22 protein-coding genes are annotated in these 26704 nt (G+C 65.8%); 6 read left to right on the top strand and 16 right to left on the bottom strand.

Annotated elements, in window-relative coordinates; translation table 11 throughout:
* Positions 1-46: 46 nt before the first annotated feature.
* The 6 genes from MST27_RS13940 to MST27_RS13915 form a co-directional block, all read right to left on the bottom strand.
* Positions 47-874, bottom strand: a complete 828-nt coding sequence (locus MST27_RS13940) for an HpcH/HpaI aldolase/citrate lyase family protein (protein WP_243606544.1) — start codon at positions 872-874, stop codon at positions 47-49.
* Between the two features lie 160 nt (positions 875-1034).
* On the bottom strand, positions 1035-2240 hold the full coding sequence (locus tag MST27_RS13935; protein ID WP_243606543.1) for a CaiB/BaiF CoA transferase family protein: 1206 nt from the start codon (positions 2238-2240) through the stop codon (positions 1035-1037).
* Between the two features lie 124 nt (positions 2241-2364).
* Complete coding sequence (locus tag MST27_RS13930) at positions 2365-3717, bottom strand: MmgE/PrpD family protein (RefSeq protein ID WP_243606542.1); 1353 nt, start codon at positions 3715-3717, stop codon at positions 2365-2367.
* Positions 3714-4118 carry a VOC family protein gene (locus tag MST27_RS13925; RefSeq protein WP_243606541.1) on the bottom strand — a complete coding sequence of 135 codons (405 nt, stop codon included), beginning with the start codon at positions 4116-4118 and terminating at the stop codon, positions 3714-3716. Before MST27_RS13925 ends, MST27_RS13930 begins: the two co-directional genes overlap by 4 nt.
* A gap of 111 nt (positions 4119-4229) precedes the next feature.
* Entirely contained in the window at positions 4230-5393 is a 1164-nt protein-coding gene (locus tag MST27_RS13920; protein ID WP_243606540.1) for an acyl-CoA dehydrogenase family protein, read from the bottom strand.
* A gap of 248 nt (positions 5394-5641) precedes the next feature.
* Positions 5642-6463 carry an HTD2 family dehydratase gene (locus MST27_RS13915; RefSeq protein WP_243606539.1) on the bottom strand — a complete coding sequence of 274 codons (822 nt, stop codon included), beginning with the start codon at positions 6461-6463 and terminating at the stop codon, positions 5642-5644.
* A gap of 120 nt (positions 6464-6583) precedes the next feature.
* Here MST27_RS13915 and MST27_RS13910 point away from each other — a divergent pair, with 120 nt between their 5' ends.
* The 3 genes from MST27_RS13910 to MST27_RS13900 all read left to right on the top strand — a co-directional run bounded on the left by MST27_RS13910 (position 6584) and on the right by MST27_RS13900 (position 10338).
* Positions 6584-7474, top strand: a complete 891-nt coding sequence (locus MST27_RS13910; RefSeq protein ID WP_243606538.1) for a LysR family transcriptional regulator — start codon at positions 6584-6586, stop codon at positions 7472-7474.
* Between the two features lie 71 nt (positions 7475-7545).
* Positions 7546-8877, top strand: coding sequence for a DUF2254 domain-containing protein (locus MST27_RS13905; protein WP_243606537.1), 1332 nt, complete (start codon positions 7546-7548; stop codon positions 8875-8877).
* Positions 8878-9027: 150 nt separating this feature from the next.
* Positions 9028-10338: an MFS transporter gene (locus MST27_RS13900; protein ID WP_243606536.1), complete on the top strand. Its 1311-nt coding sequence runs from the start codon at positions 9028-9030 to the stop codon at positions 10336-10338.
* A 54-nt stretch (positions 10339-10392) separates the two neighbouring features.
* Here the strand turns inward: MST27_RS13900 and arfB are convergent, their stop codons facing one another.
* Positions 10393-10806, bottom strand: a complete 414-nt coding sequence (gene arfB, locus MST27_RS13895; RefSeq protein WP_243606535.1) for an alternative ribosome rescue aminoacyl-tRNA hydrolase ArfB — start codon at positions 10804-10806, stop codon at positions 10393-10395.
* A gap of 161 nt (positions 10807-10967) precedes the next feature.
* On the opposite strand from arfB, the gene MST27_RS13890 reads away from it, so the two are divergent.
* Positions 10968-12008, top strand: a complete 1041-nt coding sequence (locus MST27_RS13890; protein WP_243606534.1) for a metal-dependent hydrolase — start codon at positions 10968-10970, stop codon at positions 12006-12008.
* Here the strand turns inward: MST27_RS13890 and MST27_RS13885 are convergent.
* The 7 genes from MST27_RS13885 to MST27_RS13855 form a co-directional block, all read right to left on the bottom strand.
* On the bottom strand, positions 12005-13321 hold the full coding sequence (locus MST27_RS13885; protein ID WP_243606533.1) for an APC family permease: 1317 nt from the start codon (positions 13319-13321) through the stop codon (positions 12005-12007). The genes MST27_RS13890 and MST27_RS13885 overlap by 4 nt on opposite strands.
* A 277-nt stretch (positions 13322-13598) precedes the next feature.
* Entirely contained in the window at positions 13599-15548 is a 1950-nt protein-coding gene (locus MST27_RS22795) for a HAMP domain-containing methyl-accepting chemotaxis protein (RefSeq protein WP_243606532.1), read from the bottom strand.
* A 162-nt stretch (positions 15549-15710) separates the two neighbouring features.
* Positions 15711-17492, bottom strand: a complete 1782-nt coding sequence (locus tag MST27_RS13875; RefSeq protein ID WP_243606531.1) for an ABC transporter ATP-binding protein — start codon at positions 17490-17492, stop codon at positions 15711-15713.
* Entirely contained in the window at positions 17485-18117 is a 633-nt protein-coding gene (locus MST27_RS13870) for a DsbA family protein (protein ID WP_243606530.1), read from the bottom strand. The genes MST27_RS13875 and MST27_RS13870 overlap by 8 nt, the downstream gene beginning before the upstream one ends.
* A gap of 26 nt (positions 18118-18143) precedes the next feature.
* The gene (gene trhO, locus MST27_RS13865) at positions 18144-19079 is read right to left on the bottom strand and encodes an oxygen-dependent tRNA uridine(34) hydroxylase TrhO (RefSeq protein WP_243606529.1); all 936 of its coding nucleotides are present in this window, start codon (positions 19077-19079) and stop codon (positions 18144-18146) included.
* Positions 19080-19240: 161 nt separating this feature from the next.
* Positions 19241-19549: a BolA family protein gene (locus tag MST27_RS13860; RefSeq protein WP_243606528.1), complete on the bottom strand. Its 309-nt coding sequence runs from the start codon at positions 19547-19549 to the stop codon at positions 19241-19243.
* A 15-nt stretch (positions 19550-19564) separates the two neighbouring features.
* Complete coding sequence (locus tag MST27_RS13855) at positions 19565-20071, bottom strand: DUF2059 domain-containing protein (RefSeq protein ID WP_243606527.1); 507 nt, start codon at positions 20069-20071, stop codon at positions 19565-19567.
* A 142-nt stretch (positions 20072-20213) separates the two neighbouring features.
* Here MST27_RS13855 and MST27_RS13850 point away from each other — a divergent pair, with 142 nt between their 5' ends.
* Positions 20214-21608 carry a class II fumarate hydratase gene (locus tag MST27_RS13850; protein ID WP_243606526.1) on the top strand — a complete coding sequence of 465 codons (1395 nt, stop codon included), beginning with the start codon at positions 20214-20216 and terminating at the stop codon, positions 21606-21608.
* Positions 21609-21724: 116 nt separating this feature from the next.
* Here the strand turns inward: MST27_RS13850 and MST27_RS13845 are convergent, their stop codons facing one another.
* Together MST27_RS13845 and pap are read right to left on the bottom strand one after the other, a co-directional pair.
* Positions 21725-22909, bottom strand: coding sequence for a thiolase family protein (locus tag MST27_RS13845; RefSeq protein ID WP_243606525.1), 1185 nt, complete (start codon positions 22907-22909; stop codon positions 21725-21727).
* A 139-nt stretch (positions 22910-23048) separates the two neighbouring features.
* Positions 23049-24536 (bottom strand): polyphosphate:AMP phosphotransferase, encoded by a 1488-nt coding sequence (gene pap / locus MST27_RS13840; RefSeq protein ID WP_243606524.1) that lies wholly within the window; start codon positions 24534-24536, stop codon positions 23049-23051.
* A 174-nt stretch (positions 24537-24710) separates the two neighbouring features.
* Here pap and mnmC point away from each other — a divergent pair, with 174 nt between their 5' ends.
* The gene (gene mnmC, locus MST27_RS13835; protein ID WP_243606523.1) at positions 24711-26696 is read left to right on the top strand and encodes a bifunctional tRNA (5-methylaminomethyl-2-thiouridine)(34)-methyltransferase MnmC2/FAD-dependent 5-carboxymethylaminomethyl-2-thiouridine(34) oxidoreductase MnmC1; all 1986 of its coding nucleotides are present in this window, start codon (positions 24711-24713) and stop codon (positions 26694-26696) included.
* Positions 26697-26704 lie beyond the last annotated feature (8 nt).

The raw sequence follows: 26704 nt of genomic DNA, 5'->3' as shown, positions 1-26704 counted from the left end.
CCCTCTTGTTTTTGTCGGTTGGTACGTTGGCGGGCGGTGTGGGCGGTCAGGGGACCGCTTGCCCGGCACGTTGCAGCAGGCGACGGGCACGGCCGATGACGGGCGCATCGACCATTTCTCCGTCCACCACGAAGACCCCCTCGCCGGACGCACCGGCGCTGAGGACGCGTTGCGCCCAGGCCAGTTCGTCGACGCTGGGCATCAGCGTTTCGTGCACCACAGCCACCTGGCTGGGATGAATACAGAGCACCCCGCCGAAGCCCATGTCGCGAGCATCGGCGGCGAACCGGGCAAGTCCCGGCAGATTCTTGATATCGGGGAAGACGCTATCGAGCGGCGCCGCGAGACCGGCCAGGCGCGACTGCAGCAAGAGGCCGTAACGGGCCTGGTCGAGTATCCGCTCCGCCGCGGCGGTACCGCTGGCCAGCCCCAGATCCAGGCCCAGGTCAAGCGCACCGAAGGACAGCCGCTCGACCCCATCGGCGGCCGCAATGTCACCCAGCGCAGCCAGCCCACGCGCGCTTTCGATGATCGGCCAGACGGGTTTGCCGGACGCCGCGGCGACGGCCACCTGCGCCGCGCTTTCAGCCTTGGGCAGCAATACGCCGATGACGCCGGCGCGCGCCGCGCAGAGCTTCAGGTCTTCGGCCTGCTGGACGTGCCCAGCCGCATTGATGCGTACGAGCACGCGGGCTTGCGCATCGCTGGCGAGCAGGCTGTCGAGCTGCTCGCGCGCCTGCGCCTTGAGGGGTTCGGCAACGGCATCTTCCAGGTCGACGATGACCGCATCGGCGCCGCTGGCCAGCGCCTTGGGAATCCGCTCGGGACGGGTTGCCGGGACGAAAAGTGCCGTGCGAATGGTGCCTGTGTTCATGGCGCTCCCTTCTGATCTGTGGACGCAGCCGCGCCCGGTATTGCCGGGCATCCAGGCGCAAGCCTGCGTGCGGCCAGACGGTGTCGCCGCGCAACGCGGCAACGGGTCGCCCGCCGGCTTGCCGTGCAAAGCAGCGCGAGGCGGTGACCGGTCGGGCGGCTCACACCGCCCCCTGGTCATGCAGTCGGCGGATATCCTCGGTTGCATAACCCAGCTCGGCCAGCAGGCTGTCGGTGTGCTGGCCCAGTGCGGGGATCGGGTCCATGCGCGGGGCGAAGGCACTGTTGCGCCCCGGCGGCAGCAGCGCAGGCAGGCGACCGGTCGGGCTGTCCACCTCGCTCCAGCGCTGGCGGGCCTTGAGCTGCGGATGCGCCCAGACACCGGCCATGTCGTTGACATGCGCATTGGCGATGGGCGCAGCATCCAGCCGGGCGATCACCTCCTCGGCGCTCAGGTGGCTGAACGCCTCGACGATGAGCGCACGCAATTCGGTGCGATGCTCCGACCGCCGGGCGTTGCTCGAAAAGCGCTCGTCCTGCGCCAGTTCCGGCTGCAGCAGCACCTTGTCGCAGAACGCCAACCACTCGCGCTCGTTCTGCAGGCCGAGCATCACCGTGCCGCCGTCGCCGGTAGGGAACGGGCCGTAAGGGTAGATGGTGGCGTGGGCGGCGCCGGCACGCGGCGGCGGCGTCGCGCCCTTGTAGGCGTAGTACAACGGGTAGCCCATCCACTCCACCAGGCTTTCGAGCATGGAAACGTCGACGCGGCTGCCCTCGCCCGTCTTATCGCGCAGCATCAGCGCCGAGAGCACGCCGGTGTAGGCGTACATGCCCGCGGCGATATCGGCGATGGAGCAGCCGGCCTTGGCCATCTCGGTCTCACCCGGCCCGCCGGTGACGGAGAGAAAGCCGCCCTCGCTCTGGATCAGCAGGTCGTAGGCCTTCTTCTGCTCGTAGGGGCCGCCCTCGCCGTAGCCGGAAATGTCGCAGACGATCAGTCGCGGGAAGCGCTCGTGCAGCGCCTCGAAGGAGAGCCCCATGCGCGCGGCGGCGCCCGGCGCCAGGTTCTGCACCAGCACGTCGGCCTTGGCCAAGAGCTGGTCAAGGACCTGGGCAGCGGCTTCCTGCTTCACGTCCAGGCTCAGGCTTTCCTTGGAGCGGTTGGTCCAGACGAAATGCGAGGCCAGCCCATCGACCCGCTCGTCGTAGCCGCGGGCGAAATCCCCGGCACCGGGCCGCTCGATCTTGATCACCCGTGCGCCGAGGTCGGCCAGCTGGCGCGTGCAAAACGGCGCGGCGATGGCGTGCTCGAGACTGACCACGGTGATGCCATCGAGTGGGCGGGGTTTGACTTGGGTGTCGTTCATGTTCGGTTCCTGCAAATTCGGCGTAGGGTGGAAATCGGCGAAGCCATTTCCACGCGTTTGTTCCAGCCCCTGAGGCTCTGGCGCCACTTTGGTGGATGAGGCTTCGCCGCCATCCACGCTACGTTCAGGCCAGCGCGTCCAGCCGCTGCAGCTCGCGCAGGCGCCAGACCGTCTCGATCAGCGCGCCCGCCTGGTCATCGCTGCGCGCCGCGGAGAACTGCACCAGGCGGCGGAACTTGTCCTCCAGCTCGGCGCGGCTCAGCGTGTTGCCCGGGTCGCCCTTCGGCTCGTCGATGGCGCCGTGCAGCGTGCGGCCATCGGCGGTGGTCACTTCGACGCGACCGAGCCAGCGTGCCGGGTAGGCGCCGTCCACCTCGGGATCGAGCGTCATCGAGACCTTCTCGCGGAACTCGCCGACGCGCGGGTCGCTGAGCGCAAGACTGTGGAATTCGGTCAGGCCGGCCTTGCCGTACAGGGCGATCAGCCCCAGCACGGTGCCCATTGAGAACTTGGCTTGATGCACCGTCTGCGGCACCGTCACGCGGCCGAGCACGTCGATCGCGCCCTGGTGCACGCGGGTGGTGACCGAGGCGATGTCATCGGCCCCGAGCCCTTCGCGCTGCATCAGCGCCAGCAGCGCATCGGCCGCCGGGTGGGTATGCCGGCAGGAGGCGTGGAACTTGAACGAGGTTTCCGCCAGCGCCCAGCGGCTGCCGAGCCGGTCGGACAGCTTGCTCGGCTCGGCATCGCGGGACATGCCCGCGGCCATGCCCTGCTCGCCTTCGAGGATGTCTTGCGCGCCGGTCAGGCCATCGGCGGTCAGGTAGGCGGCGAGCAGGCCATCGGCAGCCGCCTTGGCGGTGTGCAGCTGCTTGGAGTCCGCCGCGTCACGGAGAAACTCCCACAGCCCCGCCGCTTGCGTACCGGCGCTGCCGAGCAGATGGGTGAACTGCTGCTGGTCGAAATCCATCAGCTTGCCAACGGCCACTGCCGCGGCCAGGGTGCCGACCGTCGCGGTGGTGTGGAAGATGCGGTAATGCGAGCGGCCGAGGAACTCGCCGATGCGGATGCCCGCCTCGTAGCCGGCCACCGAGGCCACCAGCATCTCGCGGCCGGACTTGCCGAGATCCTGCGCCGCCGCCAGCGCAGCGGGAAACACCACGGTGGCCGGGTGCAGCACGGAGCTGTTGTGCAGGTCGTCCTGCTCCACCAGGTGCGAGCTGGCGGCATTCACCAGCGCGGCGAAATAGGCCGAGCTGCTCTGGCCGTTGACCAGAATGCGCGCCGGCCCGTTGGCCGGGCCCATCTTCTGCGCGTAACGCTCGAACAGCGGAATCGGATGCGAGCCGGCGCTGGCCAGGGCTGAGCCGAGCCAGTCGAGAAAGAGGTCTTCGGTGCGGGCCAGCACCGGTTCGGGGATCTGCTCGTAGGCAAGCCCGGCGAGGAATTCGGTCAGGGCACGGGTGTGCTGGCTCATGCGTTGGGCTCCAGCGGATTCTCAAACGGATTGGACAGTTCGATGAGGTTCTGGTCGGGGTCGCGCAGGTACACCGAGCGGATCGGTCCGGTCGCGCCGGTGCGTTGCACCGGACCTTCGACGATGGCGACCTGCTGCGCCTGGAGGTGGGCGATCACCTCGGCCAGCGGTGTGGCAACGATGAAGCAGAGGTCCGCCGAACCCGGCGTCGGCCGATCGGCCTTGGGCTCGAATTCGCGCCCGGCCTGGTGCAGGTTGATCTTCTGGTTGCCGAAGGCCAGCGCCTTGCGCCCTTCGCCGAAGGTCACCGCCTGCATGCCGAGCACGCGGGTGTAGAAGTCGATCGTTGCCTCGAGGTCGGCGACGGTCAGCACCAGGTGGTCGAGATGGCTGATATTCATGACGCACTTCCCTTTTTCGTAGGGGTGGAAATCGCGAGCATTTCCACCACCCGTGTCGCCTGTTCGATGCGTGGAAAAGGCTTCGCCGTTTCCACCCTACGTCTGGCTCCGTTAAAACGAACGCGGCAGCTCGAGCAAGTGCTCGGCCACGTATGACAGGATCAGGTTGGTGGAGATCGGCGCCACCTGGTACAGCCGCGTCTCGCGGAACTTGCGCTCGACGTCGTATTCGTTGGCGAAGCCGAAGCCGCCGTGGGTCTGCAGGCAGGCGTTGGCCGCCTCCCAGCTGGCCTTGGCCGCCAGGTACTTGGCCATGTTGGCGGCCGCCCCGGCATTGCGCCCGGCGTCATACTCGTCGCAGGCGCGCCAGCGCATCAGGTCCGCGGCCTCGATCTCGATATGCGCTTCGGCGATGGGGAACTGCACGCCTTGGTTCTGCCCGATGGGCCGGCCGAATACCACACGGTCGCGGGCATACTGCGCGGACTTCTCGACGAACCAGCGGCCATCGCCGATGCACTCGGCGGCGATCAGCGTGCGCTCGGCATTCAGACCGTCGAGGATGTAGCGAAAGCCCTTGCCCTCCTCGCCAATCAGGCTACTGGCGGGAATCTCCAGGTTGTCGAAGAACAGCTCGTTGGTCTCGTGGTTGACCATGTTGGCGATCGGCTGCACGGTCAGGCCGTTGCCGATGGCCTCGCGCAGGTCGACGAGGAAGATCGACATGCCCTCGGACTTGCGCTGCACCTCGGCCAGCGGCGTGGTGCGTGCCAGCAGGATCATCAGGTCCGAGTGCTGGATGCGCGAGATCCACACCTTCTGCCCGTTGATGACGTACTTGTCGCCCTGGCGCACGGCGGTGGTCTTGATCTTGGTGGTGTCGGTGCCGGTGGTCGGCTCGGTGACGCCCATGGACTGCAGGCGCAGCTCGCCGCTCGCCAGCTTCGGCAGGTAGTAGCGCTTCTGCTCCTCGCTGCCGTTTCTGAGCAGGGTGAACATGTTGTACATCTGCCCATGGATGGTCCCGGAATTACCGCCGCAACGGTTGACCTCCTCGAGAATCACCGAAGCCTCCGCCAGACCCAGGCCGGACCCGCCGTATTCTTCCGGGATCATCGCCGACAGCCAGCCGGCCTCGGTCATGGCGGTAACGAAGGCTTCCGGGAAGCCCTTTTCCTCATCGATCTTGCGCCAGTATTCGGCGGGAAATTCGGCGCAGAGGGCGCGCACGCCTTCGCGGATGAAGCTCAGCTCTTCGGTCTTGTTCGGGTTCATCTCGGTTCCTCAGAAAACGGGTGATGTCGAGTGGCTTGCCTCTCCCCCTCACCCCAGCCCTCTCCCTCCGGGAGAGGGGGCTGCATTCGCGTTTGGCTGGACTGCCTGGTAGCGCACTCAGCTTGAGTCTCACCAGAATTTTTCCGCGGGACGACTATCACCTTCGCCCCTGACCACCCCGCAGATGCAGTCCCCTCGCCCCCTTGGGGAGAGGGTTAGGGTGAGGGGGCGGTGTCCCGCCATACACCTCAGTCGAATTCCACTTCGGCTTTCTGCGCCAGACCGTTGTGGTCGCCGGCCCAGAGTTCGGCCTTGCCCGGCGCCACGATGCGCCCCCCCACTTCGAACGGATGGGGCACCACCAGCGGGCGCAGGCCGCGGTAGGCGAAGCGGCGCAGGCGGGCGTCGGGATTGGCGCGACAGAAAGCACGCAGGTTCAAGGTGGCGATCAGCGGGCCGTGAACGACCAGGCCGGCATAGCCCTCGGTCTCGGTGACGTAGGGCCAGTCGTAATGGATGCGGTGACCATTGAAGATGACCGCCGAATAACGGAACAGCAGCGTCGGCGTGGGTGTCACCGCCTCGCGCCAACCGCCAGCGACCATCGGCTCGTCGCTGCGGGTCTTCGGCGGGCTCGGCTCGCGATAGACGATGTCCTGCTCTTCGCGCACGGCCAGGCGTCCGTCCTGCAGGTACTCGTGCTGCACGGTCACGAAGAGGAGCGCACCCGTATGCCCGCGCTTTTCTTCGATGTGCTTGATGGTCGACACACGTGTCGCCTCGGCGCCGGACACCAGAGGCTCGATGAACTCGACGCGCCCGCCGGCCCACATGCGATTACGGTTGTCCGCCGGAGGCAGGAAGCCTCCGCGTGCCGGGTGGCCGTCCTCGCCCAGCCCCTTCTCGGGCAGCGGCTCCTGGAAGAAGCACCACTGCCAGAGCGGCGGCAGCGCCTCGCCATGGGCCGGCGTGGGCTCGCCCAGCGTCGCGGCAATGCGCATCAGGAGGTTGCGGCTCAGCTGATCATGAGCTTCTTCGGTGCGGCCTATCCAGGCGGTAACGTCGGTCATTGCGGCTTCCGGCTGAGTTGTTTTTGCCAGCATGCGCCGGGCTCCGCATTCTGGGAATTTGCATTTACCGACCCCGGCGTTCGGCTATGCTGAACGCCACCACGCTCACCGAGCCCTGCCATGCACTTCGATCTAGCCGACCTGCGCCTGTTCATCCACGTTGCCGAAAGCCCGAGCCTGACCCAGGGCGCGCGCCGTGCACACCTTTCACCGGCGGCTGCCAGTGCGCGCATCAAGGCCCTGGAAGCCCAGCTGGACAGCCGGTTGCTGTACCGCGACAGCCGTGGGGTGGAACTGACGCCGGCCGGCAAGAAACTGCTGCAGCACGCGCGCCTCGTCCTGCGGCAGGTCGATTACCTCAAGGGCGAATTCACGCGCTATGGCGCCGACTCGGCCGGGCACATCCGCATCTTCGCCAACACCACGGCCGTCACCGAATTTCTCCCCGAAATCCTCGCCGGCTTTCTCGCGCAGCGGCCGGGCGTGACCGTCGATCTCCAGGAGCGCCTGAGCCGCGACATCGTCCGTGGCGTACTCGACGGCAGTACGGATCTGGGCATCATTGCCGGTCCGGTGCAGGCGCAAGGGCTGGAAGTGCTGCACTTCAGCACTGATCGGCTGGTGCTGGCCGTGCCGGTCGATCACCCCCTGGCAAGCGAGCCGCGCGTCGATCTGGGGCGCACGCTGGCCTACCAGCACATCGGCCTGCACGAGGGCAGCACCCTGCTGACCTTCCTGCGGGACCAGGTCGACAAGCTCGGCGCGACGCTGTCGCTGCGCATCCAGCTGTCGAGCTTCGAGGCCGTCTGCCGCATGATCGAGGCCGGGGTCGGCATCGGCATCATTCCCGAGTCGGCCGCCAGACGGCACAGCCGCACGATGCGCCTGGCGCTGGTCGAACTGGACGAACCCTGGGCCATCCGCGAACGCAGCGTGCTGGTCCGCGAGCTCGACGCCTTGCCCGGCAGCGTGCGCGCGCTGATCGCCGCGCTCGTGCCGGGAAGCACTTGAACCGTTGCACCACGAACATTTGCGCGCCGCCACTGCCGAAACCCCTACGCCCCCGCCAACCGGACGCTCGCATGGCCACACCGAACAATCGCCTGTTTCGCTTTTACCAGCGCATCATCAGCAGCATCGCCTTCTACCCGGCACTGATCACACTCGGCCTGGTGCTGCTGTGTCTCGTCAGCATCTGGCTGGAGATGACCTACCTGCAGGCCTACAAGGAGGACCTCAAGCTCGGCCTGGTCAACAATGCCGAAAACGCTCGCCTGATCCTCGGGACCCTGGTCGGCGGCATCGTCTCGCTGATGGTGTTCAGTTTCAGCATGGTGATGGTGGTGCTCAACGCGGCGTCCTCGACACTCTCGCCGCGTGTCATCCCCAGCCTGATCAGCAGCCGCAACCACCAGTTCATCCTGGGGATCTACCTGGGCACCATCATCGATTCGCTGCTGCTGATCCTGACCATTCAGGAAGGCGACGACATCAACGTTCCCAGCCTCGGCATCTTCCTCGCGCTGGGCCTGGGCATCATCAGCCTCTGCCTGTTCATCAGCTTCATCCGTGAGATCTCGCAATCGATCCAGGTGGATTTCATCCTCAACAACCTGTTCAAGCGGACTCTCAAGGAGCTGAAGCAGATGCAGGACAGGTTCAACAGCCTGAGCGAAGCGCCGCGCTGGCCGGATGACACCGGCTGGCACGTGGTGCGCTCGACCCGTGCCGGCTACTTCAAGGCCTTCAACAGCGAAGCGGCCAAGGGGTTGCTCGCCGAGCACGACCTGCACATGACCATCGAGGTCCACAATGGCTTTTTCGTGATGCCCGGCCACCCCCTCTTCCGGCTGAGCCGCGAAGTCGACGACGAGGTGATCGAGACGCTGCTCGATGCCTTCGACTTCTACATCGAGGAGTACGCCAACCAGCACTACTTCTTCGGCTTCAAGCAGATCACCGAAATCGCCGCCAAGGCGCTGAGCCCTGGCATTAACGACCCGGGAACAGCGATCAAGGCCATCGACATGCTTGGCGTGCTGTTCGCAGAACGCCTGAAGCTGCCCGAGTTCGACGTGGCCTGCGAGCCCGAGCAACCCCCTCGCCTGTTTTTCAGGGAACTGGATCTGGAGCAGATGCTGCTGGCCGTACTGGGGCCGCCGCGCCACTACGGCGGGGCGGATACGCAGATCGTCCTCAGCCTGCTGCAGTGCTACAAGAACCTGCTGTTCTGCGAGCCGGGACCTGAGACCGAAGCCGTCCTGCTGGCCCATGCCCAGGCCGTCCTCAACCAGGCGATGGACAGCATCAGCCAACAACCCGACCGGGACGCCATCGACGCCGCGGTGGAACGGCTCAACGGCGCAATCAACCATCACCCGCCCCTGGAAAAAACGTCGGCTGCGGAATCCTGACCGGGAAAAACTGCCCAAGCAGCAACGGGCAAGCCCCAACGAGGCGCATCGCCCACACCGGCTCGTCCTGGCCCGCCGCGCGCAAATCGGCAACCGATCAGGACAAGGGCGGGTTGCCATCACCGTACTACTTGCTTAGGGTTGTTCGTCATGAAGTCCTTGATAGCCCCCATCAGTTCCCTGCTGGGCGGCGTGGCATTGCTCCTGCTCGGCCACGGCCTGCTCAACACATTGCTCACCTTGCGCGGCGTCGCCGAGGGGTACTCCACCGGCCTGATCGGCCTGCTCATGTCCGGCTACTTCGCCGGCTTCCTGGTCGGAACCTGGCTCGCCCCCTCACTGATCCGCCGGGTCGGGCACATTCGTACCTTCGCCTTCTATGCTGCCCTGGCCTCGGTGGCGGCGCTGTTGCACGTGATCATCGTCAACCCCTGGGTCTGGCTGGTGCTGAGGGTGATGTACGGTATCGCCCTGGTGACGCTGTACATGGTGATCGAGAGCTGGCTCAACGCACAGGTCAGCGGGGAGAAGCGCGGACAGGTATTCGCGGTGTACATGGCCGTCAACCTCGGCGCCCTGGCCGCGGCCCAGCAACTGCTGAGCCTGGACAGCCCGATGAATTTCACCCTGTTCGCCCTGGCCGCCATCCTGATCAGCGCCGCGCTGATGCCGATCACCCTGACCCGCCAGGCACAACCCGCCCAACCGGACATGCCCCCCACCGACCTCCTGCAACTGGCGCGCATCGCGCCGCTGCCATTGATGGCAGCGGGCATTTCCGGCCTGACGCTTGGTGGCTTCTGGGGCCTGGCACCGGTCTACGCCTCGCAAAGCGGCTTCGATGCTTCCGGGGTCGGCCTGCTGATGAGCGTGACCATCCTCGGCGGGGCCGTGCTGCAATGGCCGATCGGTCTGTTTTCCGACAAGCATGACCGCCGCCTGGTATTGCTCTGGGTGGTCGGCATCGGCGCGGTGCTCGGCGCGGTGATGACGCCGCTCACCTCCGGCCCGCTGCTGCTGGGCATGATGTTTCTCTGGGGCGGCCTGGCCTTTTCGATCTACTCCATTGCCGTGGCGCAGATGGTCGACCAGCTGCACCCGGATGAAATTCTCTCGGGCTCCAGTGGCTTGCTGCTCGCCAACGGCTTCGGTGCTGCCTTCGGCCCGGTCGTGGCCGGTGGCCTGATGAGCTTTTTCGGGCCCAAGGCGCTGCCGGTATTCTTCGCCGTGACGCTGGCCTTCCTCGCGCTCTACTCGTACTTCCGCTCGCGGCGGGTCTTCGACCTGGTCACCGAGCCACATGGTCACTTCACCCCCATGCTGCGAACCAGCCCGACCGTGTTGGAGCTGATGCCCGACACCCCGGAAGGCGAAGTCGCCGAAGCGGACATTCTCGACCAGGGCCAGACCCCGCGAGAGGGCGACGAGGTGCTCGCCCAGCCACGCACCGGCACGCATTGATTCGGGCGCAACCGCTGGTGTTCAGTAACCGGCCGGCTTCGTCGCCGGCCGGTGTCAGTAATCGACCTTGCCGCGCCCGGCCTTGATGACAGCACGCTTGTTCTTGCCTTCCAGACGCCGGGTCTTGGAGCCCAGCGTCGGACGGGTCGGTCGCCTGGCCTTCTCCACCTTCGCCACGCTGCGGATCAACGTCACCAGGCGCGCCAGGGCATCGGCCCGGTTCTGCTCCTGAGTGCGGTATTGCTGCGCCTTGATGACGATCACGCCGTCGCCGGTGATGCGGCTGTCGCGCAGCGCCAGTAGGCGATCCTTGTAGAAATCAGGGAGGGACGAGGCCCGAATGTCGAAGCGCAGGTGCATCGCACTCGACACCTTGTTCACGTTCTGCCCGCCGGCGCCCTGGGCCCGGATAGGGTTCAGCTCCACCTCCGCATCGGGAAGCTGCACGCTGTTGGAAATCTCGAGCATCGGTTCTCTCGCAAGTGGCAGGCGGCCATGCTGCGTCATAAGTGACTGGATGGCGAGCCCGACGACTGCACGACGCATCCGACACGTTTTCTCAAGATTTGCCGGGGCGGCAAGCGAACCGGTTCGGCTACTGTATTCGCTCGCAACAGACGGAACCCAACATGGATTCGATCACTCAGGCCCTTCTCGGCGCCACCGTCCAGGCCTCCCTACTGGGGCGCTGGCAGGGTCGGAAGGCGCTGCTCTACGGTGCGGCACTCGGCACGCTGCCGGACCTCGATGTCGTCCTCGACTTTGGCGATGCCATCGCCAACATGACCCACCACCGCGGCTTCAGCCATTCGCTATTCGTCCTCAGCCTCGTCGCCGTCGTGCTGACCTGGCTGACGCGACGCCTGCGACCCGACCCGCGCTACAGTTCGAACCGGCTGCTGTTGACCGTCTGGCTGGTGCTCATCACCCATGTGCTGCTCGACAGCTTCACCAGCTACGGCACGCAGCTGTTCTGGCCGCTCACCACGCCGCCGGTGGCCTGGTCGAGCGTCTTCATCATCGACCCGTTGTACAGCGTCCCGCTCTTGCTCGCGGTGCTCATCGGCGCGTTCGCGGGGCTGCAGGGGCGTCGGCAAACCCTTGCCATAGCCGCCCTCTCCGTCTCGACGCTGTACCTGGCGACCACTCTGGCGGGCAAGCAGATGGCGGAACGGCGCGTCGAAACCGTTCTGGCCGACCAGGGCATCCAGGCCGAACAGCTGTTCAGCACGCCGACCCCGTTCAACAGCCTGCTCTGGCGGGTCATCGTCATCGAGGGCGATGACTATCACGAAGCGCTGGTCAGCTGGTTCGACCGCCAGCCACCGCAACTGGTGCGAATCCCCCGCGGCACGGCGTTGGCGAGCGTGCTCAGCGAGTCACCGCAGCATGCTCGGCTGACCTGGTTCACCGGCGGCGTGATGCGCTACGACGAGATAGACGGTCGCCTGTTGGTGACCGACCTGCGCCTGGGCATGACCGGCTTTCATCCCTTCCGCTTTCCGATGGCCGAACGAAACAGCGAGCACTGGAGGCTGATCCCCTTCGTGGAGCGCCTGCCAGCCGAACGCGGCGATCTGGACCGTCTCAAGCAGATCTGGCGGCGCATCTGGGGCCAACAGCCGCCTCTCCCTCTGGCCGAATGGGCAGCCGAACTGAACAGACGCTAACGGCCACGGCGCGTCTGCCAGCGCCCCAGGCCGTACAGCAGCGCCCCCAGCCCCATCAGCAGCGCCGCACGCAACCAGGTGCCGGCACTTTGCTGAGACAGCAGCAACAGACACGACAGGATCGCCAGCACCGGCAGCGCCGTCGGCGTACGGAAGTGCGGCGTGGCGACCCTGTCCCTGCGCAGCATCAACACGGCCACGTTGGTCGCCATGAACACGAACAGCAACAGGAGCACTACCGTCTCGGCCAGAGCCCGCAGGGTTCCCGTCACGGTAAGCACCATGGCCAGCAGCGTCGTGACGAGGATCGCCAGCCAAGGCGTGCGGCGCTCGGGCAGTACACGAGTGAGGAAGGTCGGCAGCAGGCCTTCGTCCGCCATCCCGTAGGCGAGGCGGCTCGACATGATCATGGTCAGGAGCGCGCCGTTGGCGACCGCGACCAGTGCCACCGCCGCAAACAGCCAGTCCGGCACGCGGTAGCCGGTCGCACGCACCACATCGAGCAGCGGCGCCGAGGACTCGGCCAGCACCGCCGGCGGCAGGACCGCCGTCGCGGCCATGCCGACACCCACGTAAACCAGCCCCGCCACCAGCAGCGCGCCGAACAGCGCCCGTGGGTAGTTGCGCTGCACATTGCGCACCTCTTCCGCGACATTCGCCGAAACCTCGAACCCGACGAAGGAATAGAAGGCGATGAGCGCCGCTCCCAGAACGGCGATGGCCGGCGAAACATCCGGCGCGAACTCGAGCACTCGCGCCGGCTCGCCCGCCCCGCTCATCAGGAAGCGGGCCGCCAGCAGCACCACGAACAGCAGGCCGGATACCTCGATCACCGTCATGACGGCATTCGCGCCCAGCGACTCCCGGATGCCACGTGCATTGAGCAACGCGACGATCGTCAGGAAGACCAGCGCCGTAGGCACCGCTGGCGTGTCGAGAAAGGCGCTCAGATAGTCGCCGGCAAAGGCCAGCGAAAGGCCCGCGGCGCTGGTGACCCCGGCTGCCAGCATGCTGAAGCCAACCAGAAACGACAGCAGCGGGATGCCAAAGGCACGCTCGGCGAATACCGCCGCACCGCCGGCCTTCGGGTACTTGGTAACCAGTTCGGCGTATGACGCCGCGGTGAGCATCGCGAACCCCAGCGCGACCAGCAGCGGAACCCAGACCGCGCCGCCAGCCTCCCCCGCAATCTTGCCGACCAGGGCATAGACACCGGCGCCCAGTACATCGCCGAGAATGAAGAGAAACAGTGCGGGACCGGTAATCGCCTGCTTAAGCCGGGACTCACCGGCAGCCGACACCGAGGTCTTCATGAAGGGAATGCCCCGGCGGGGCTGATACAAGCAAGCGACAAGGAGTTCAAGCGAGGCTCTCCAGCACGTACGGCACAGGCCGCGTTAATGTCTAGAGCCGTGGAGTCTCGCTGGAGTTCAGGTCGCTGGATGACAGGCAGGGCCGCGGCCGCGGATTGCCCAATGACGGATCGTCTTGTGGATGCCCTGCCGCCGTGGGCGAACGCTTTGTGCCGCAGCCTATTTCGCCTCGCCGCGAGGGCGCGCCTCCCCAGGCGTGCCCTCAGGCAGAGGCACATCAGGTGCGGAAGCGCGCCACCAGACCCTGCAGTTCGACCCCCAGGCGCGCCAGCTCGGCACTGGCGGCAGCGGTCTGCTCGCTACCGCTGGCGCTCTGCTCGCCGATATCGCGCACTCGGGTCACGCTCTCGGAGATGTTTTCGGCAACCGCGCTCTGCTGCTCGGCCGCCGCGGCGATTTGCTGGTTCATCTGCTCGATGGTCGACACCGACTCGGTGATGCGGCCCAGCGCGCTGCCCGCCTCGTTGGCCAGCTCGACGGTGTGCTGCGTCAGGTCGCGGCTGGTCTGCATCTGCTCGACGGCCTTCTGCGCCACGCGCTGCAGATTGCCGATGAGCCCCTCGATTTCTTCGGTCGAGTCGTGGGTGCGGCGCGCCAGGGCACGCACTTCGTCGGCGACCACGGCGAAACCGCGGCCTTGCTCTCCGGCACGTGCCGCTTCGATCGCGGCGTTCAGCGCAAGCAGGTTGGTCTGCTCGGCGACGGCGCGGATCACCTCGAGCACGGTCCCAATACGACCGCTCTCGGTGTTCAGCTCTTCGATGGCATGCGCCGAGTGCTCGACTTCGCCGGACAGGTTGCCGATCTGGCCGATCGCCTCCTGAACCACGCGATCACCCTGACGTGCCTGCTGGTCAGCTTCTCGCGCTGCGAAAGACGCCTGCTCGGCGTTCTGCGCGACCTCCTGAACCGTGGCAGCCATCTCGTGCATGGCCGTGGCGACCTGCTCGGTCTCGACGCGCTGTTTCTGCACGCCAGCACTGGTTTGCGCAGTTACGGCCGACAGTTGCTCGGCCGCGGTCGCGATCTGGCTGACGCTGCCGCCGATCCGGCCGATCAGGCCGCGTAGGCTGTCGGTCATGCCATACATGGCCTGCTGCAGCTGGCCGAGTTCATCGCGCCGGCTGACCTTCTGCGACTGGGTCAGGTCACCGTCGGCGACGCGCTGCGCCAGCTGAACGGTATAGCGCAGCGGCACGACAATCATGCGCGAGATGACGGTTGCCGCAGCGATGCCGATGGCCACCGCCAGAAGGCTGATGACCGCCAACAGCATGTAGGCGTTGCTGCGCTGGGCCTGCATGGCTTCAGAGGCATCGGCCAGGGCTTCGTCGGCGGTATCAAGGATGCGTTGGGCCTGGTCGACCATGTCCTTTTCCAGGGCAATGCGCGAGGCGCGGCTGTTGCGGAACTCATCAAAGGCCTGCTTGTAGCTGGCCAGGGCGGCGAGCGCGCCATCCATGGTGGTCTTCTGCTCGTCGTTGAGCCAGGTCTTCAGGCTGCTGCCGATGGTGGTCACGTCCTGGTAGGCTTCGTTCCAGCTGTTCACGGCCTCTTCGGAATTGTTGCCGATGAACACGCTTTCGAAGGTGCGCAGGTCGAGAATCTTCTTCGTCAGGCCCGAGGCCGCCTCGGCGATGGTCAGCGGATCGCTGCCCTTGAGCCGGTCGCCTTCCAGGCGCAGCACCCGTACGGCGTCGTACATGTCCAGTTCGATGTATTCGAACTCTTCGCGGCTCTTCTGCGCCGCCTCGGCCATGCGCTCGCGCAACTGGGCGCCACGGTCGATCAGCTGGCCGTATTCGGTGAATTCTTTGGCATATTCGGCGGCATCGCCACGAATCCGCTGCAGCAACTCCTGTTCATGCTCGGCGGAGCGCTCGGCGAGCTCGTCGACCTCCTGGTTGAGCAGCTCCAGGGTGCTGCGCAAGGCATTGGCGGAAGCCTCGTTACGGTTCAACGCATAGTCGCGCTCCAGCCCGCGGGCTTCAAGGATCGCCGCATTGATGCGCGACAGCTGATTGGTCTGGTACGAACGCGAGAGGATCGAGTCCACCGCATAGAAACCGGTGCCAGCGACACCCAGGGTCAGCAACAGGACCATGGCGAAGCCGAACAACAGCTTCTTGCCGACGGACAGGTTGGCGAAGAGATCGAGGGACTGCATCTGAAATTCCTAGCTTGAGGGAGGCGCACCCATGGAAGTCGGCAGGCGACGACGAAAGTTGAACGCGAATTCAGACGAATTTAATCAAGCTTTGATGACGAATTGCCAGCACGCAGTACAAGGAGGCCGGTGCGCCATATGAATCCTGGCGTCAGGCGAGGCTCAATGTTGCTGGAGATGCCCGTAAAGCCTGGCGTAGAGCCCGCCGTCGGCAATCAGCTGTTGGTGATCGCCCTGCTCGGCGATGCGCCCGGCATCGAACACCAGCACCCGGTCGGCCTGCTTCACTGCCGACAGGCGGTGGGCAATGATCAGGGTGGTACGCCCCTGCAGGAACCGATTCAACCCCTGGTGAAGGGCGTACTCCGTCGCCGCGTCCAGCGCCGAGGTGGCTTCGTCGAGGATCACGACCTTCGGCTCGGCCAGCACCATGCGTGCCACGGCCAGACGTTGCCGCTGCCCCCCGGAAAGACGGACCCCGGAACGGCCGACGATGCTGTCCAGCCCGGCGGGCAGTTGTCGAATGGTATCGGCCAACTGGGCGATTTCCAGCGCATGCCAGCAGGCCTGATCGTCGCGTTCGCGCCCCATCAGCAGATTGGCGCGAACGCTGTCGTTGAACAGCGCCGGATGCTGCAGCACCACGGCGACGTTGTCGCGCACGGTGCCCAGGCCGATGTCCTGCAAAGGCACCCCACCGAAGCGAATCTGCCCGGCCTGAGGCTGATAGAGCCCCAGCAGCAGTTGCACCAGAGTACTCTTGCCGCCCCCGCTGGCGCCGACGATCGCGACTTTCTCGCCAGCCTCGATCCGCAGGTCCAGCCCCTCGAGCACAGGCTCGTCCTGGTAGGAGAAGCAGAGGTTGCGCACTTCGATCTCGACGGTGTCACGCCCGGCAAAGGGATCCTGTCCGCCGGCGTACTGCGGCTCATCCGCGCGCGCCAGCAACTGATTGATGCGGCCCAGCGCCCCACCGGCGGCGTAGTAGGCGTACTGCAGGTTCAGCAGTTGTTCGACGGGGCCGATCATGAACCAGAGATAGCTGAACACGGCGAGCATCTGGCCGATCGAGAGGTCCGAGAGCAGTACCGTGAGCATCGCCGCGGCACGGAAGATGTCGATGCCGAACTGGAACAGCAGGCCGCTGGCGCGATTGGAGGCATCGGTCTTCCACTGCGAGGCCACCGCATGGTCGCGTACTTCCCGCGCGCGCAGGCCGAGGCGACCGAGGAAAAAACCCTGGCGATTGCCGGCGCGCACTTCCTGAATGGCGTCGAGCGTTTCGGTGAGTGCCTGGGTGAACAGCGAAGTGCTGTCGTTCTCGAGCTTCTTGAGGTGCTTGACGCGCTTGCCCAGCTGCACCGTGGCGTAGATGACCAGCGGATTGAACAACAGGATCAGCAGCGCCAGTTGCCAGTGCATCCAGATCAGGATCGCGGCGGTACCGGCGATCGACAGCAAGGCCACGAGCAGCCGGCTCAGCGTCTCGCCAATGAATTTGTCGATGGTCTCCAGATCGGTGACCAGATGCGCCGCGACCGTACCGCCACCGAGGCTTTCATACTCGCTCAGCGAGATGCGCTTGAGCCGCTCGATCAACCGGATGCGTACGCGGTAGACGAGGTCCTTCGATAAACGCGCGAACAGCCGCGCCTGCAACACGTTGAAGACCAGCGCTGACGCTCGGAGCAGCAGCGTCACGCAGAGCATCAGGGCGATGTAGCCGATCGCCGTCTGCAAGCCCACCGGCAGGAAACGGTCCATCACGCGCAGCGCCGTGTCGCCCTGCCCCAACAGCACTTCGTCAACAAGCAGCGGCAGCAGCAAGGGGATCGGCACGCTGCACAGCGTGGCCAGCACCGCCACCAGATTGGCCAGTATCAGCGACCGGCGATGGCGCAGCGCGATGCGACGGATTTCCGCCCAGCTGAGCTGATCAGGCATCCAGGTTGTGCTCCAGCCAACGGGCGAGCAACGGCGCCAGGGCATCGAGCGGCTGGTAGCCATTGGTGACCAGGGCGAGCTGCCCCGCGTACTCGGCCAGCAGGGTCGGGAAGCCTGCGATGCCGAGGTTGCGCGCCCACTCGAAATCCGCGGCGGTTTCGTCGCGCGCCGGTTGCGAGCTGAACTGTTCGGAGAACTCGATTCGCGGAATGCCCGCCGCTTCGGCCAGCTCGAGCAGTTCGGGCGGCAAGGTCACGTTGCGCCCTTCCACATAGAACGCCCGCTGGATCAGGCCGGCCAAGCGCCAGGCGGACGGCGGATCGAGTCGGCGGGCGGCAACCAGCGCTCGACAGGCCGGCTCGGTGTCATACACCAGTCCTTCGGGCAAACCGGCGGCGAAATTGAACGGCTGCCCGGTCGCCTCATGCACCGCATGCCAATAGGACGCGGTGCGGTCGCGGCCGGCCTGATCCATCGCGGTGAGCTCGTGCCGCAGGCCACCCACGACCAGATCGGTGCGCACACCCAACGAACCGGCCTGTGCCATGAGTGCCTCGACGACCGGGGCAAATCCCCAGCACCATGAGCACATCGGGTCCATCACGTAGATCAGTCGAGTGCTCATGGCGGCTCCGGTAGGAAGGGGTGGGATCAGGCGTCCTGCTTGCGATAGTTGTAGCCGATCGGGTGCGGCTGATTGCGCTTGAGCGCAAGCTCGATCTGCTTCTGACGCTCGCGCGCGCTGGTGCGGGTCTTTTCGCTGAGCGTATTCCAGCAGTGCGGGCAACTGATGCCGGGCACATAGTGTTCCGACTGGCGGTCCTGCGCGGACACGGGTGAGCGGCAGGCATGGCACTGGTCGAAATCGCCCTCGCTGAGGTCGTGACGGACCGTCACCCGGTTGTCGAAGACGAAGCAGTCGCCCTTCCAGCGGCTCTGCTCCTTGGGCACCTCTTCCAGGTACTTGAGGATGCCGCCCTTGAGGTGATAGACCTCTTCGAAGCCTTCCCCGAGCATGTAGCTGGAGGCCTTCTCGCAACGGATGCCGCCGGTGCAGAACATCGCGACCTTCTTGTGCCGGGCCGGATCGTAGTGCGCCTTGATGTAATCGGGAAACTCGCGGAACGATTTGGTCTGCGGGTCGATCGCCCCGTCGAAGGTGCCGATGGCGACCTCGTAATCGTTGCGGGTATCGATCAGCAACACTTCGGGGTCATCGATCAGCGCGTTCCAGTCCTGCGGTTCGACATAGGTACCGACGCGCTGGTTGGGGTCCACCCCTGGCACACCGAGGGTGACGATTTCCTTCTTCAGCTTCACCTTGGTGCGGTAGAAGGGTTGCTCGTCGCAGTACGACTCCTTGTGGTCGATATCGGCCAGGCGTGGATCCTGACCGAACCAGGCGAGCAGCGCATCGATGGCTGCGCGGCTGCCGGATACCGTACCGTTGATGCCTTCTTCGGCAAGCAGCAAGGTGCCCTTGATGCCATTGGCTTCGAGCAGCGCGAGCAACGGCTCCCGCAGCGCCACGTAGCCGGGCAGCGAAACGAATTTATAGAGCGCCGCAACGACGATCTTCTGAGTCATGGAAACATCCTGCAGTAGTCACCCACGCAAAGGGCGGACTGAGAAAAGAAAACCGGCCATATGGCCGGGCGCGGATTCTAGCAAAAGGCAGGAGCAAGCCGAAGGCACCCTACTCAAGGCTTAGCGGCCAGCCTGCCCGTTGAGCCGCCCCGCAGTCACCCTCACAGATCGTGTTTGCTCCCGCCCCTGCAAGTCGGCGAGTCCGGTGCGCTGCCCTGCTCGGCCCATTCGGCCGGCGTGTAGGTGTGCAGGGCCAGGGCGTGGATCTGCTGCATCAGGTCGCCCATCGCCGCGTAGGCCTTCTGGTGACGCTTGACCGGGTTCAGCCCGGCAAACTGCTCGCTGACGATCACGGCCTTGTAGTGGGTTTCCTGCCCGCGGCTGTGCATGTGACTTTCGTCGAGCACCTGCAGATACACGGGGGCCAAGGTGGTGTTCAGGGTGGTTTCGATGGTTGCGAGTTTGCTCATCGCAGGCATGCTCCGTCAGGGCTTGTTGGGGGCGAGTTCGGCGGTCATGTCGGCCAGCAGCTTGTTTACCTGCGGTACCGCACTCTCCAGCTTGGCCTGGGTCACCTGCGCCGAGCGGGCGTTGAGTTGCGGCAGGCGGCTGAGCATCTTGCGCCCCAGATCGGATTGGTAGAAGGCGTTCAGTTCCCCCAGCTCCTGTTCGGTAAACGCCTCGGTGTAGAGCGTGACCAGATCCGGCTTGACCTTTTCCCAGCCGATCGCCTGATCCAGCGCAGCGTCGGCCTGGGATTGATAGCGCTCCAACAAGGCGCGCTTGTCTTCCGGCGCACCGGCCTGGGCGAAGCGTTCGGCAAACATCTGCTGGACCTGGGCATAGACCGGCACGGACAGGCGATCGGCATTGACCAGTTCCAGGAACTGTTCGGCACGCGCCTGATGGGTCGCCTGGTCGGCGAGGGCTTGTCCGCTGAACAAGGGAATCAGCAGTGCGCTACAAAGGCCGACTGTACGAACGAAGGGCATGGGGAGATCCTTGTGACTGGCAGATGGATTCGACGGCATTCTGCGCGCCCGGCCCGGATCGCTCAAGAACGACGGCCAGGCGGATTGAACCTGTGCCGTCGAGCGGAAACCTAACAGGCATATCTCAGTGATGGAGCAGCCCATGACACGCACCGAAACCGACAGCCTCGGCCCGGTCGAAGTACCGGAACAGGCCTACTGGGGCGCCCAGACGCAGCGTTCGCTCGGTAACTTCGCCATCGGCGACCAGCGCATGCCGCTCGCCGTCTGCCATGCCCTGGCCCTGATCAAGAAGGCGGCGGCACGGGTCAACGATCGCATCGGCGACTTGCCGCCCGACATCGCCCGGCTGATCGAGCAGGCCGCCGACGAGGTCCTGCAGGGCCAGCACGACGACCAGTTCCCGCTCGTCGTCTGGCAGACCGGCAGCGGCACCCAGAGCAACATGAACGTCAACGAGGTGATTGCGGGGCGGGCCAACGAACTTGCCGGCGGCAACCGCGGGGGCAAGAGCCCGGTGCACCCCAACGACCATGTCAACCGTGCGCAGAGTTCCAATGACTGCTTCCCCACGGCCATGCACATCGCCGTCGCGCGCGCCATCCACGCCGATCTGCTGCCGGCGATCGCCGAGCTTTCCGGTGGGCTGGCCGAACAGGCGGCGCGCCATAGTCACCTGGTCAAGACCGGCCGTACCCATATGATGGACGCCACACCGGTGACCTTCGGCCAGGAGTTGTCGGCCTTCGTCGCCCAGCTCGATATCGCCGAGCAGGCGATCCGTCAGGCGCTGCCGGCGGTGTTCGAGCTGGCCCAGGGCGGGACCGCCGTCGGCACCGGCCTCAACGCACCGCATGGCTTCGCCGAAGCCATCGCCGCGGAGCTCGCTGCGCTGTCCGGCCTGCCGTTCGTGTCCGCGCCGAACAAGTTTGCGGCGCTCGCCGGGCATGAGCCGCTGGTGGCGCTGTCCGGTGCGCTGAAAACGCTCGCTACGGCCCTGATGAAGATCGCCAATGACCTGCGCCTGCTGGGCTCCGGCCCGCGCGGCGGCTTCGCCGAGGTGCGTCTGCCGGCCAACGAGCCCGGCAGTTCGATCATGCCTGGCAAGGTCAACCCGACGCAGTGCGAGGCGTTGTCGATGCTTGCCTGCCAGGTAATGGGCAACGACGTCACCATCGGATTCGCTGCCAGCCAGGGCCATCTGCAGCTCAATGTCTTCAAACCGGTGATCGTGCACAACATGTTGCAGTCGATCCGACTGCTGGCCGATGGCTGCCGCAACTTCAACACCCATTGCGTCGTCGGCCTGGAGCCGGACGCCGGACGCATGGCCGAGCATCTGGAGCGGGGGTTGATGCTGGTTACCGCGCTCAACCCGCACATCGGCTACGACAAGGCCGCCGAAATCGCCAAGAAGGCCTATGCCGAGGGCAGCACGCTACGCGAAGCCGCACTGAGCCTGGGCTATCTCACCGATGAAGAGTTCGATCAGTGGGTGCGGCCGGAAACCATGCTGGGAACCACGCCACAGGGTTGAGCCCGGACGCCCTCGCCGTTGCGGCGAGGGCGCAACCTGCACGACGTCTCGCGACGTCCAGCGCGTTGCTGCAGGACGCCCGACCTCAGAGCGCCGCTTGAAGCCAGGCGCTGTCGTTAGCGCACCGCCTCGAACAGCCCCGATGCGCCCATGCCACCCCCGACGCACATGGTCACCACGCCGTAACGCAGGTTGCGGCGTTGCAGTTCGCGGATGAGGTGGCCGGCAGTCCGCGAGCCGGTCATGCCGAACGGGTGACCGATGGAGATCGAGCCACCGTTCACATTGAACTTCTCGTTGTCGATCTCCAGGGTGTCCCGGCAATACAGGCATTGCGAGGCGAAGGCTTCATTGAGCTCCCAGAGATCGATGTCAGCGACCTGCAGCCCGCGCGCCTTGAGCAGGCGCGGCACGGAATAGACCGGCCCGATACCCATCTCCTCGGGCTCGCATCCAGCCACGGTAAAGCCGCGGAAGAAAGCGCGCGGCTTGAGGCCAAGTTCGAAGGCCTTGTCCAGGCTCATCACCAGCGTCATCGAGGCGCCATCGGACAGCTGCGAGGCGTTGCCCGCCGTGACGGACCCGTCCTCGGCGAACACCGGCTTGAGTGCAGCGAGGTTTTCCAGCGTGGTATCCGGCCGGTTGCAGTCATCGCGATCGACCACACCTTCATGCTCGGTACGCGCGCCGGTGGCCTTGTCCTCGGTGTAGTAGCGCACGTTCATCGGCACGATTTCGTCCTGGAACAAGCCCTCGGCCTGCGCCCTCGCGGTGCGCTGCTGGCTCTGCAGCGAATAGGCATCCTGCTGCTCGCGGGTGACACCGTAGCGCCGCGCGACCAGCTCGGCGGTCTGGCCCATGCTGTGGTAAAGGCCGGGGACGCGCTCCTGCAGGATCGGGTTGTAGAGGTTGTCGGTGTTCTTGCTCTTGGCGGTCAGGGTGATGGACTCGACCCCACCCGCCACGATGATGTCGCTGCAGCCGGAGGCGATCTGGTTCGCCGCGATGGCAATGGATTGCAAGCCGGAGGAGCAGAAGCGGTTGAGCGTCATGCCGGCACACTGGATGCCCAGCTTCGAGAGCACCGCTACGTTGCGCCCGATGTTGTACCCCTGCGCGCCCTCGTTGGAGCCCGCCCCCACGATGCAGTCCTCGACCAGCCGGGGATCGAGGTCGTTGCGCGCCAGCAGCGCGTCGACGCAGTGGGCCGCCATGTCATCGGGGCGGGTCATGTTGAACTTGCCACGGAAGGACTTGGCCAGGCCGGTCCGTACGCTGTCGACGATCACTACTTCACGCATGGCATACCTCGAAAAGGTGGCGGACACCGCGCGGCACCGCGACGGTCCGTCTGTTGAAGGATGACTGGAGCATAGTGGCAGCCCACTGCCCTGCGCGACGACCATTCAGCACGGATATGGCCAACCATGGCAGCTTGCCTCAGCCGTCCTCGAGCGCCGCCTGCAGCCGATCATTGAGGGTGCGCAGCACCTTGACCCGGGCGAAGCGCTTGTCGTTGGCCTCGACCAGCGTCCAGGGCGCGATCTCCGTGCTGGTGCGATCGACCATGTCGGCGACGGCGTGATCGTAGTCGTCCCACTTGTCGCGGTTGCGCCAGTCTTCCTCGGTGATCTTGAAGCGCTTGTGCGGCGTTTCCTCACGCTCCTTGAAACGCTCCAGCTGGGTATCGGCATCGATGGACAGCCAGAACTTGACCACCACGATGTCGGCGTCCACCAGCTGCTCTTCGAACTCGTTGATCTCGGTGTAGGCCCGCAGCCATTCGTCCGGCGAGCAGAACCCCTCCACCCGCTCCACCAGCACCCGGCCGTACCAGGAACGATCGAAAATGGTGAACTCGCCGCGCCCCGGCACGTTACGCCAGAAGCGCCACAACCAGGGCTGCGCCAGCTCGTCCTCACTCGGCGCGGCGATCTGCACGATGCGATACAGTCGCGGGTCGAGTGCGCCGGTGACGCGACGGATGGCGCTGCCCTTTCCGGCTGCGTCATGGCCTTCGAACACGGCCAGGACGCCGCGCTTGCGCATCCTGCGATCGCGCAGCAATTGCGAAAGGCGCGCCTGCTCCTGGACCAATTGTTCCTTGTACGCGTCCTTGCTCAACCGCTGGTCGAGATCGAGGCTGCCGAGCAGGCTGCGCCGGTCGAGGTTCAGCTCCACCGGGGCGGTGTGGGGTTGCACCGTCTGCTGCTCGTTGGCTTCGAGCGCGGCATGAAGCCCCTCGAGCAGAATGCGCCCAGCGGTCAGGCTGCGGTAACGCTCGTCGCTCCCCTCGATGACGTACCAGGGTGCGAAGTCCCGACTGCTGCGCCGCAGCACCAGTTCGCCATAACGCACGAACTTGTCGTAGGTCTTGGATTGCTGCCAGTCCAGCGGGCTGATGCGCCAGCTATGCAGCGGATCGTCCTTGAGCGAGTCGAGGCGCTTGAACATTCGCTTCTTGGACAGGTGGAACCAGAATTTGAAGATCAGCATTCCCTCGCTGCAGAGCATCCGCTCCAACCGCTGGGCCCGGTCGATCGCCAGCGCCAGCTCGGCCTTGCTGATGCGGCCATGCACCCGATCCTGGAGCATCTTGCTGTACCAGTTGCCGAAGAAGATGCCGGTATGGCCCTTGGGCGGAAGTCGGCGCCAATAACGCCAGGCCAGCGGTCGAGCGAGTTCCTCGTCGGTCGGCACATCGAAACTGTCGACCCGAATCAGGCGCGGGTCCATCCACTCGTTGAGCAACTTGATGGTCTCGCCCTTGCCGGCACCCTCGATCCCGTTGATCAGGATCAGCACCGGAAAACGCGCCTGATCCCTCAGTCGGTACTGGGCCTGCAGCAAGGCCTCGCGCAGGGCCGGAACCTCGGACTTGTATGTGTCCTTGTCAATGCTGTGGCCAATCTCGGCGGATTCGAACATCGGATACTCCCGGCAGGTAACGGCGTAACCCTAGCAGTTGGCAGGCGGGCCTGCTGCCGCGAGGTGCCCCTGGGCTTGCGTGAACGAACGCGCCCTGCCGATGCGACAAAGCGCATCCGCCCGGGGTTTCCGCCGGCTGGTAGAATTCTGGCCTTTCGCTTCAGGACGCGCCCGATGCCCGCCCCCACCAACGCCGATTTCCAGCATGCCGAACTGGACTGGGACGAGAACGGCCAGCCGCAGTCTCGCCGTTACGGTGACGTCTACTTTTCGCGGCTGTCCGGCATCGAGGAGACGGACCATGTCTTCATCCGGCCGAATCGGCTCGACGCGCGGTTCGCTGCTCTGCAACCGGGTGAACGGTTGGTGATCGGCGAGACCGGTTTCGGCACCGGGCTCAACTTCCTCTGCGCCTGGCAGGCGTTCGAGCGCCACGCGCCGGCTGGCGCTCTGCTGCACTTCATCAGCGTGGAAAAGCACCCGCTGACCGCCGGCGACCTGCATCGGGCGCTGTCACTCTGGCCCGCGGTCGGGCCACAGGCCACGGCGCTGCTGGCACAGTACGTGGCCATCAATCCGGGCTTCCAACAGCTGCGTTTCGGGTCCGTGACACTGACACTGCTGGTTGGCAACGCGCTGGAAACGCTCGGCCAGCTCGACGCCCAGGTCGACGCCTGGTTCCTCGATGGCTTCGCCCCGTCGAAGAATCCGGACATGTGGCAGCCGCCGCTGTTCGAGCAACTGGCGCGTCTGAGCGCCCCCGCCGCCACGCTGGCGACCTTTACCAGCGCGGGCGCTGTGCGCCGTGGTTTGCAGGCGGTGGGCTTCGAGGTCGAACGCATCCCCGGCTTCGGCCACAAGCGCGAGAGCCTGCGCGGAACCCTCCGTACCGACCTCGGTGCGCTCCGTGGCACGTCGACAAAGCCCTGGTTCGCCCGTCCAAAGCCCCGGGTCACGCCGCGCAAGGCCCTCGTCATCGGCGCCGGCCTGGCCGGCTGTGCCAGCGCGGCGAGCCTGGCGGCACGGGGCTGGAATGTCACCGTGCTGGAGCGCCATGCCGAGATCGCCGCCGAGGGCTCGGGCAACCCGCAAGGGGTGCTGTACCTGAAACTCTCTGCTCACGCCACGGCACTATCACGCCTGGTGGTCAGCGCGTTCGGTCATACCCGACGGCTCCTGCAAGGGCTGGAGCGGGGGCGTGACTGGGACGACTGCGGCGTGCTGCAACTGGCTTACGACGACAAGGAAGCAGCGCGCCAATCCGAACTGGCCGAGGCGTTTCCAACCAGCCTGGTTCGCCAGATCGACTGCGCGGAAGCCGAGCGACTGGCCGGCGTGGCGCTGGGCCGCGGCGGGCTGTTCTTTCCCGAAGCGGGCTGGGCGCACCCGCCGGCGGTCTGTCGCGCGCTGGTCGAGCAGCCGGGAATCACCCTGCTGCGTCACCACGAGCCGGTCGAACTGCGCCGCCAGGGCGATACCTGGCAGGCCATTGACGGCACCGGTGTGCTGGCCGAAGCCCCGGTGGTTGTGATCGCCGGAGCCGCCGAAGCCGCGCGCTTCAGCCAGGCGGCCTGGCTGCCGCTCAAGCGTATCCGTGGCCAGATCACCGCCCTGCCGGCCACCGAGCGGAGTACCGCCCTGGGGACCGTGCTCTGTGCCAAAGGCTATGTCGCACCGCCGCGCGACGGCGTGCACACACTGGGCGCCAGTTTCAATTTCGCCGCTACCGATCCCGCGCCGAGCGACGCCGAACACCGCTCCAACCTGGCCATGCTCGAAGAAATCTCCGCGGAGCTGAGCGATCGCCTCGAAGCGGCCGGTCGGCCGGTGGCGGAGCTTGAAGGGCGTGTTGCCTTTCGCTGCACCAGCCCGGATTACCTGCCGATCGTGGGACCGCTGGCCGATCCGCAGCAATTCGCCAGCCAGTACGCGATTCTTGGCAAGGACGCCCGGCAGGTGCCAGACGTGCCCTGCCCTTGGCAGGACGGGCTCTACATCAACACCGCTCATGGTTCACGCGGCATGATCACCGCCCCGTTGTCAGGCGAGCTGCTCGCCGCCTGGATAGACGGGAGCCCACTGCCCTTGCCGCGGGACATCGCCGACGCCTGCCACCCGAATCGCTTCCTGCTGCGCAAGCTGATCCGGCGCAGCGAATGAGACGCGTG

Origin of the sequence: Stutzerimonas marianensis, assembly GCF_022810315.1 — a bacterium.
Lineage (GTDB): Bacteria > Pseudomonadota > Gammaproteobacteria > Pseudomonadales > Pseudomonadaceae > Stutzerimonas > Stutzerimonas marianensis.
The sequence above is the reverse complement of the archived record's forward strand: the minus strand, read 5'-3'. Positions and strand labels throughout refer to the sequence as shown.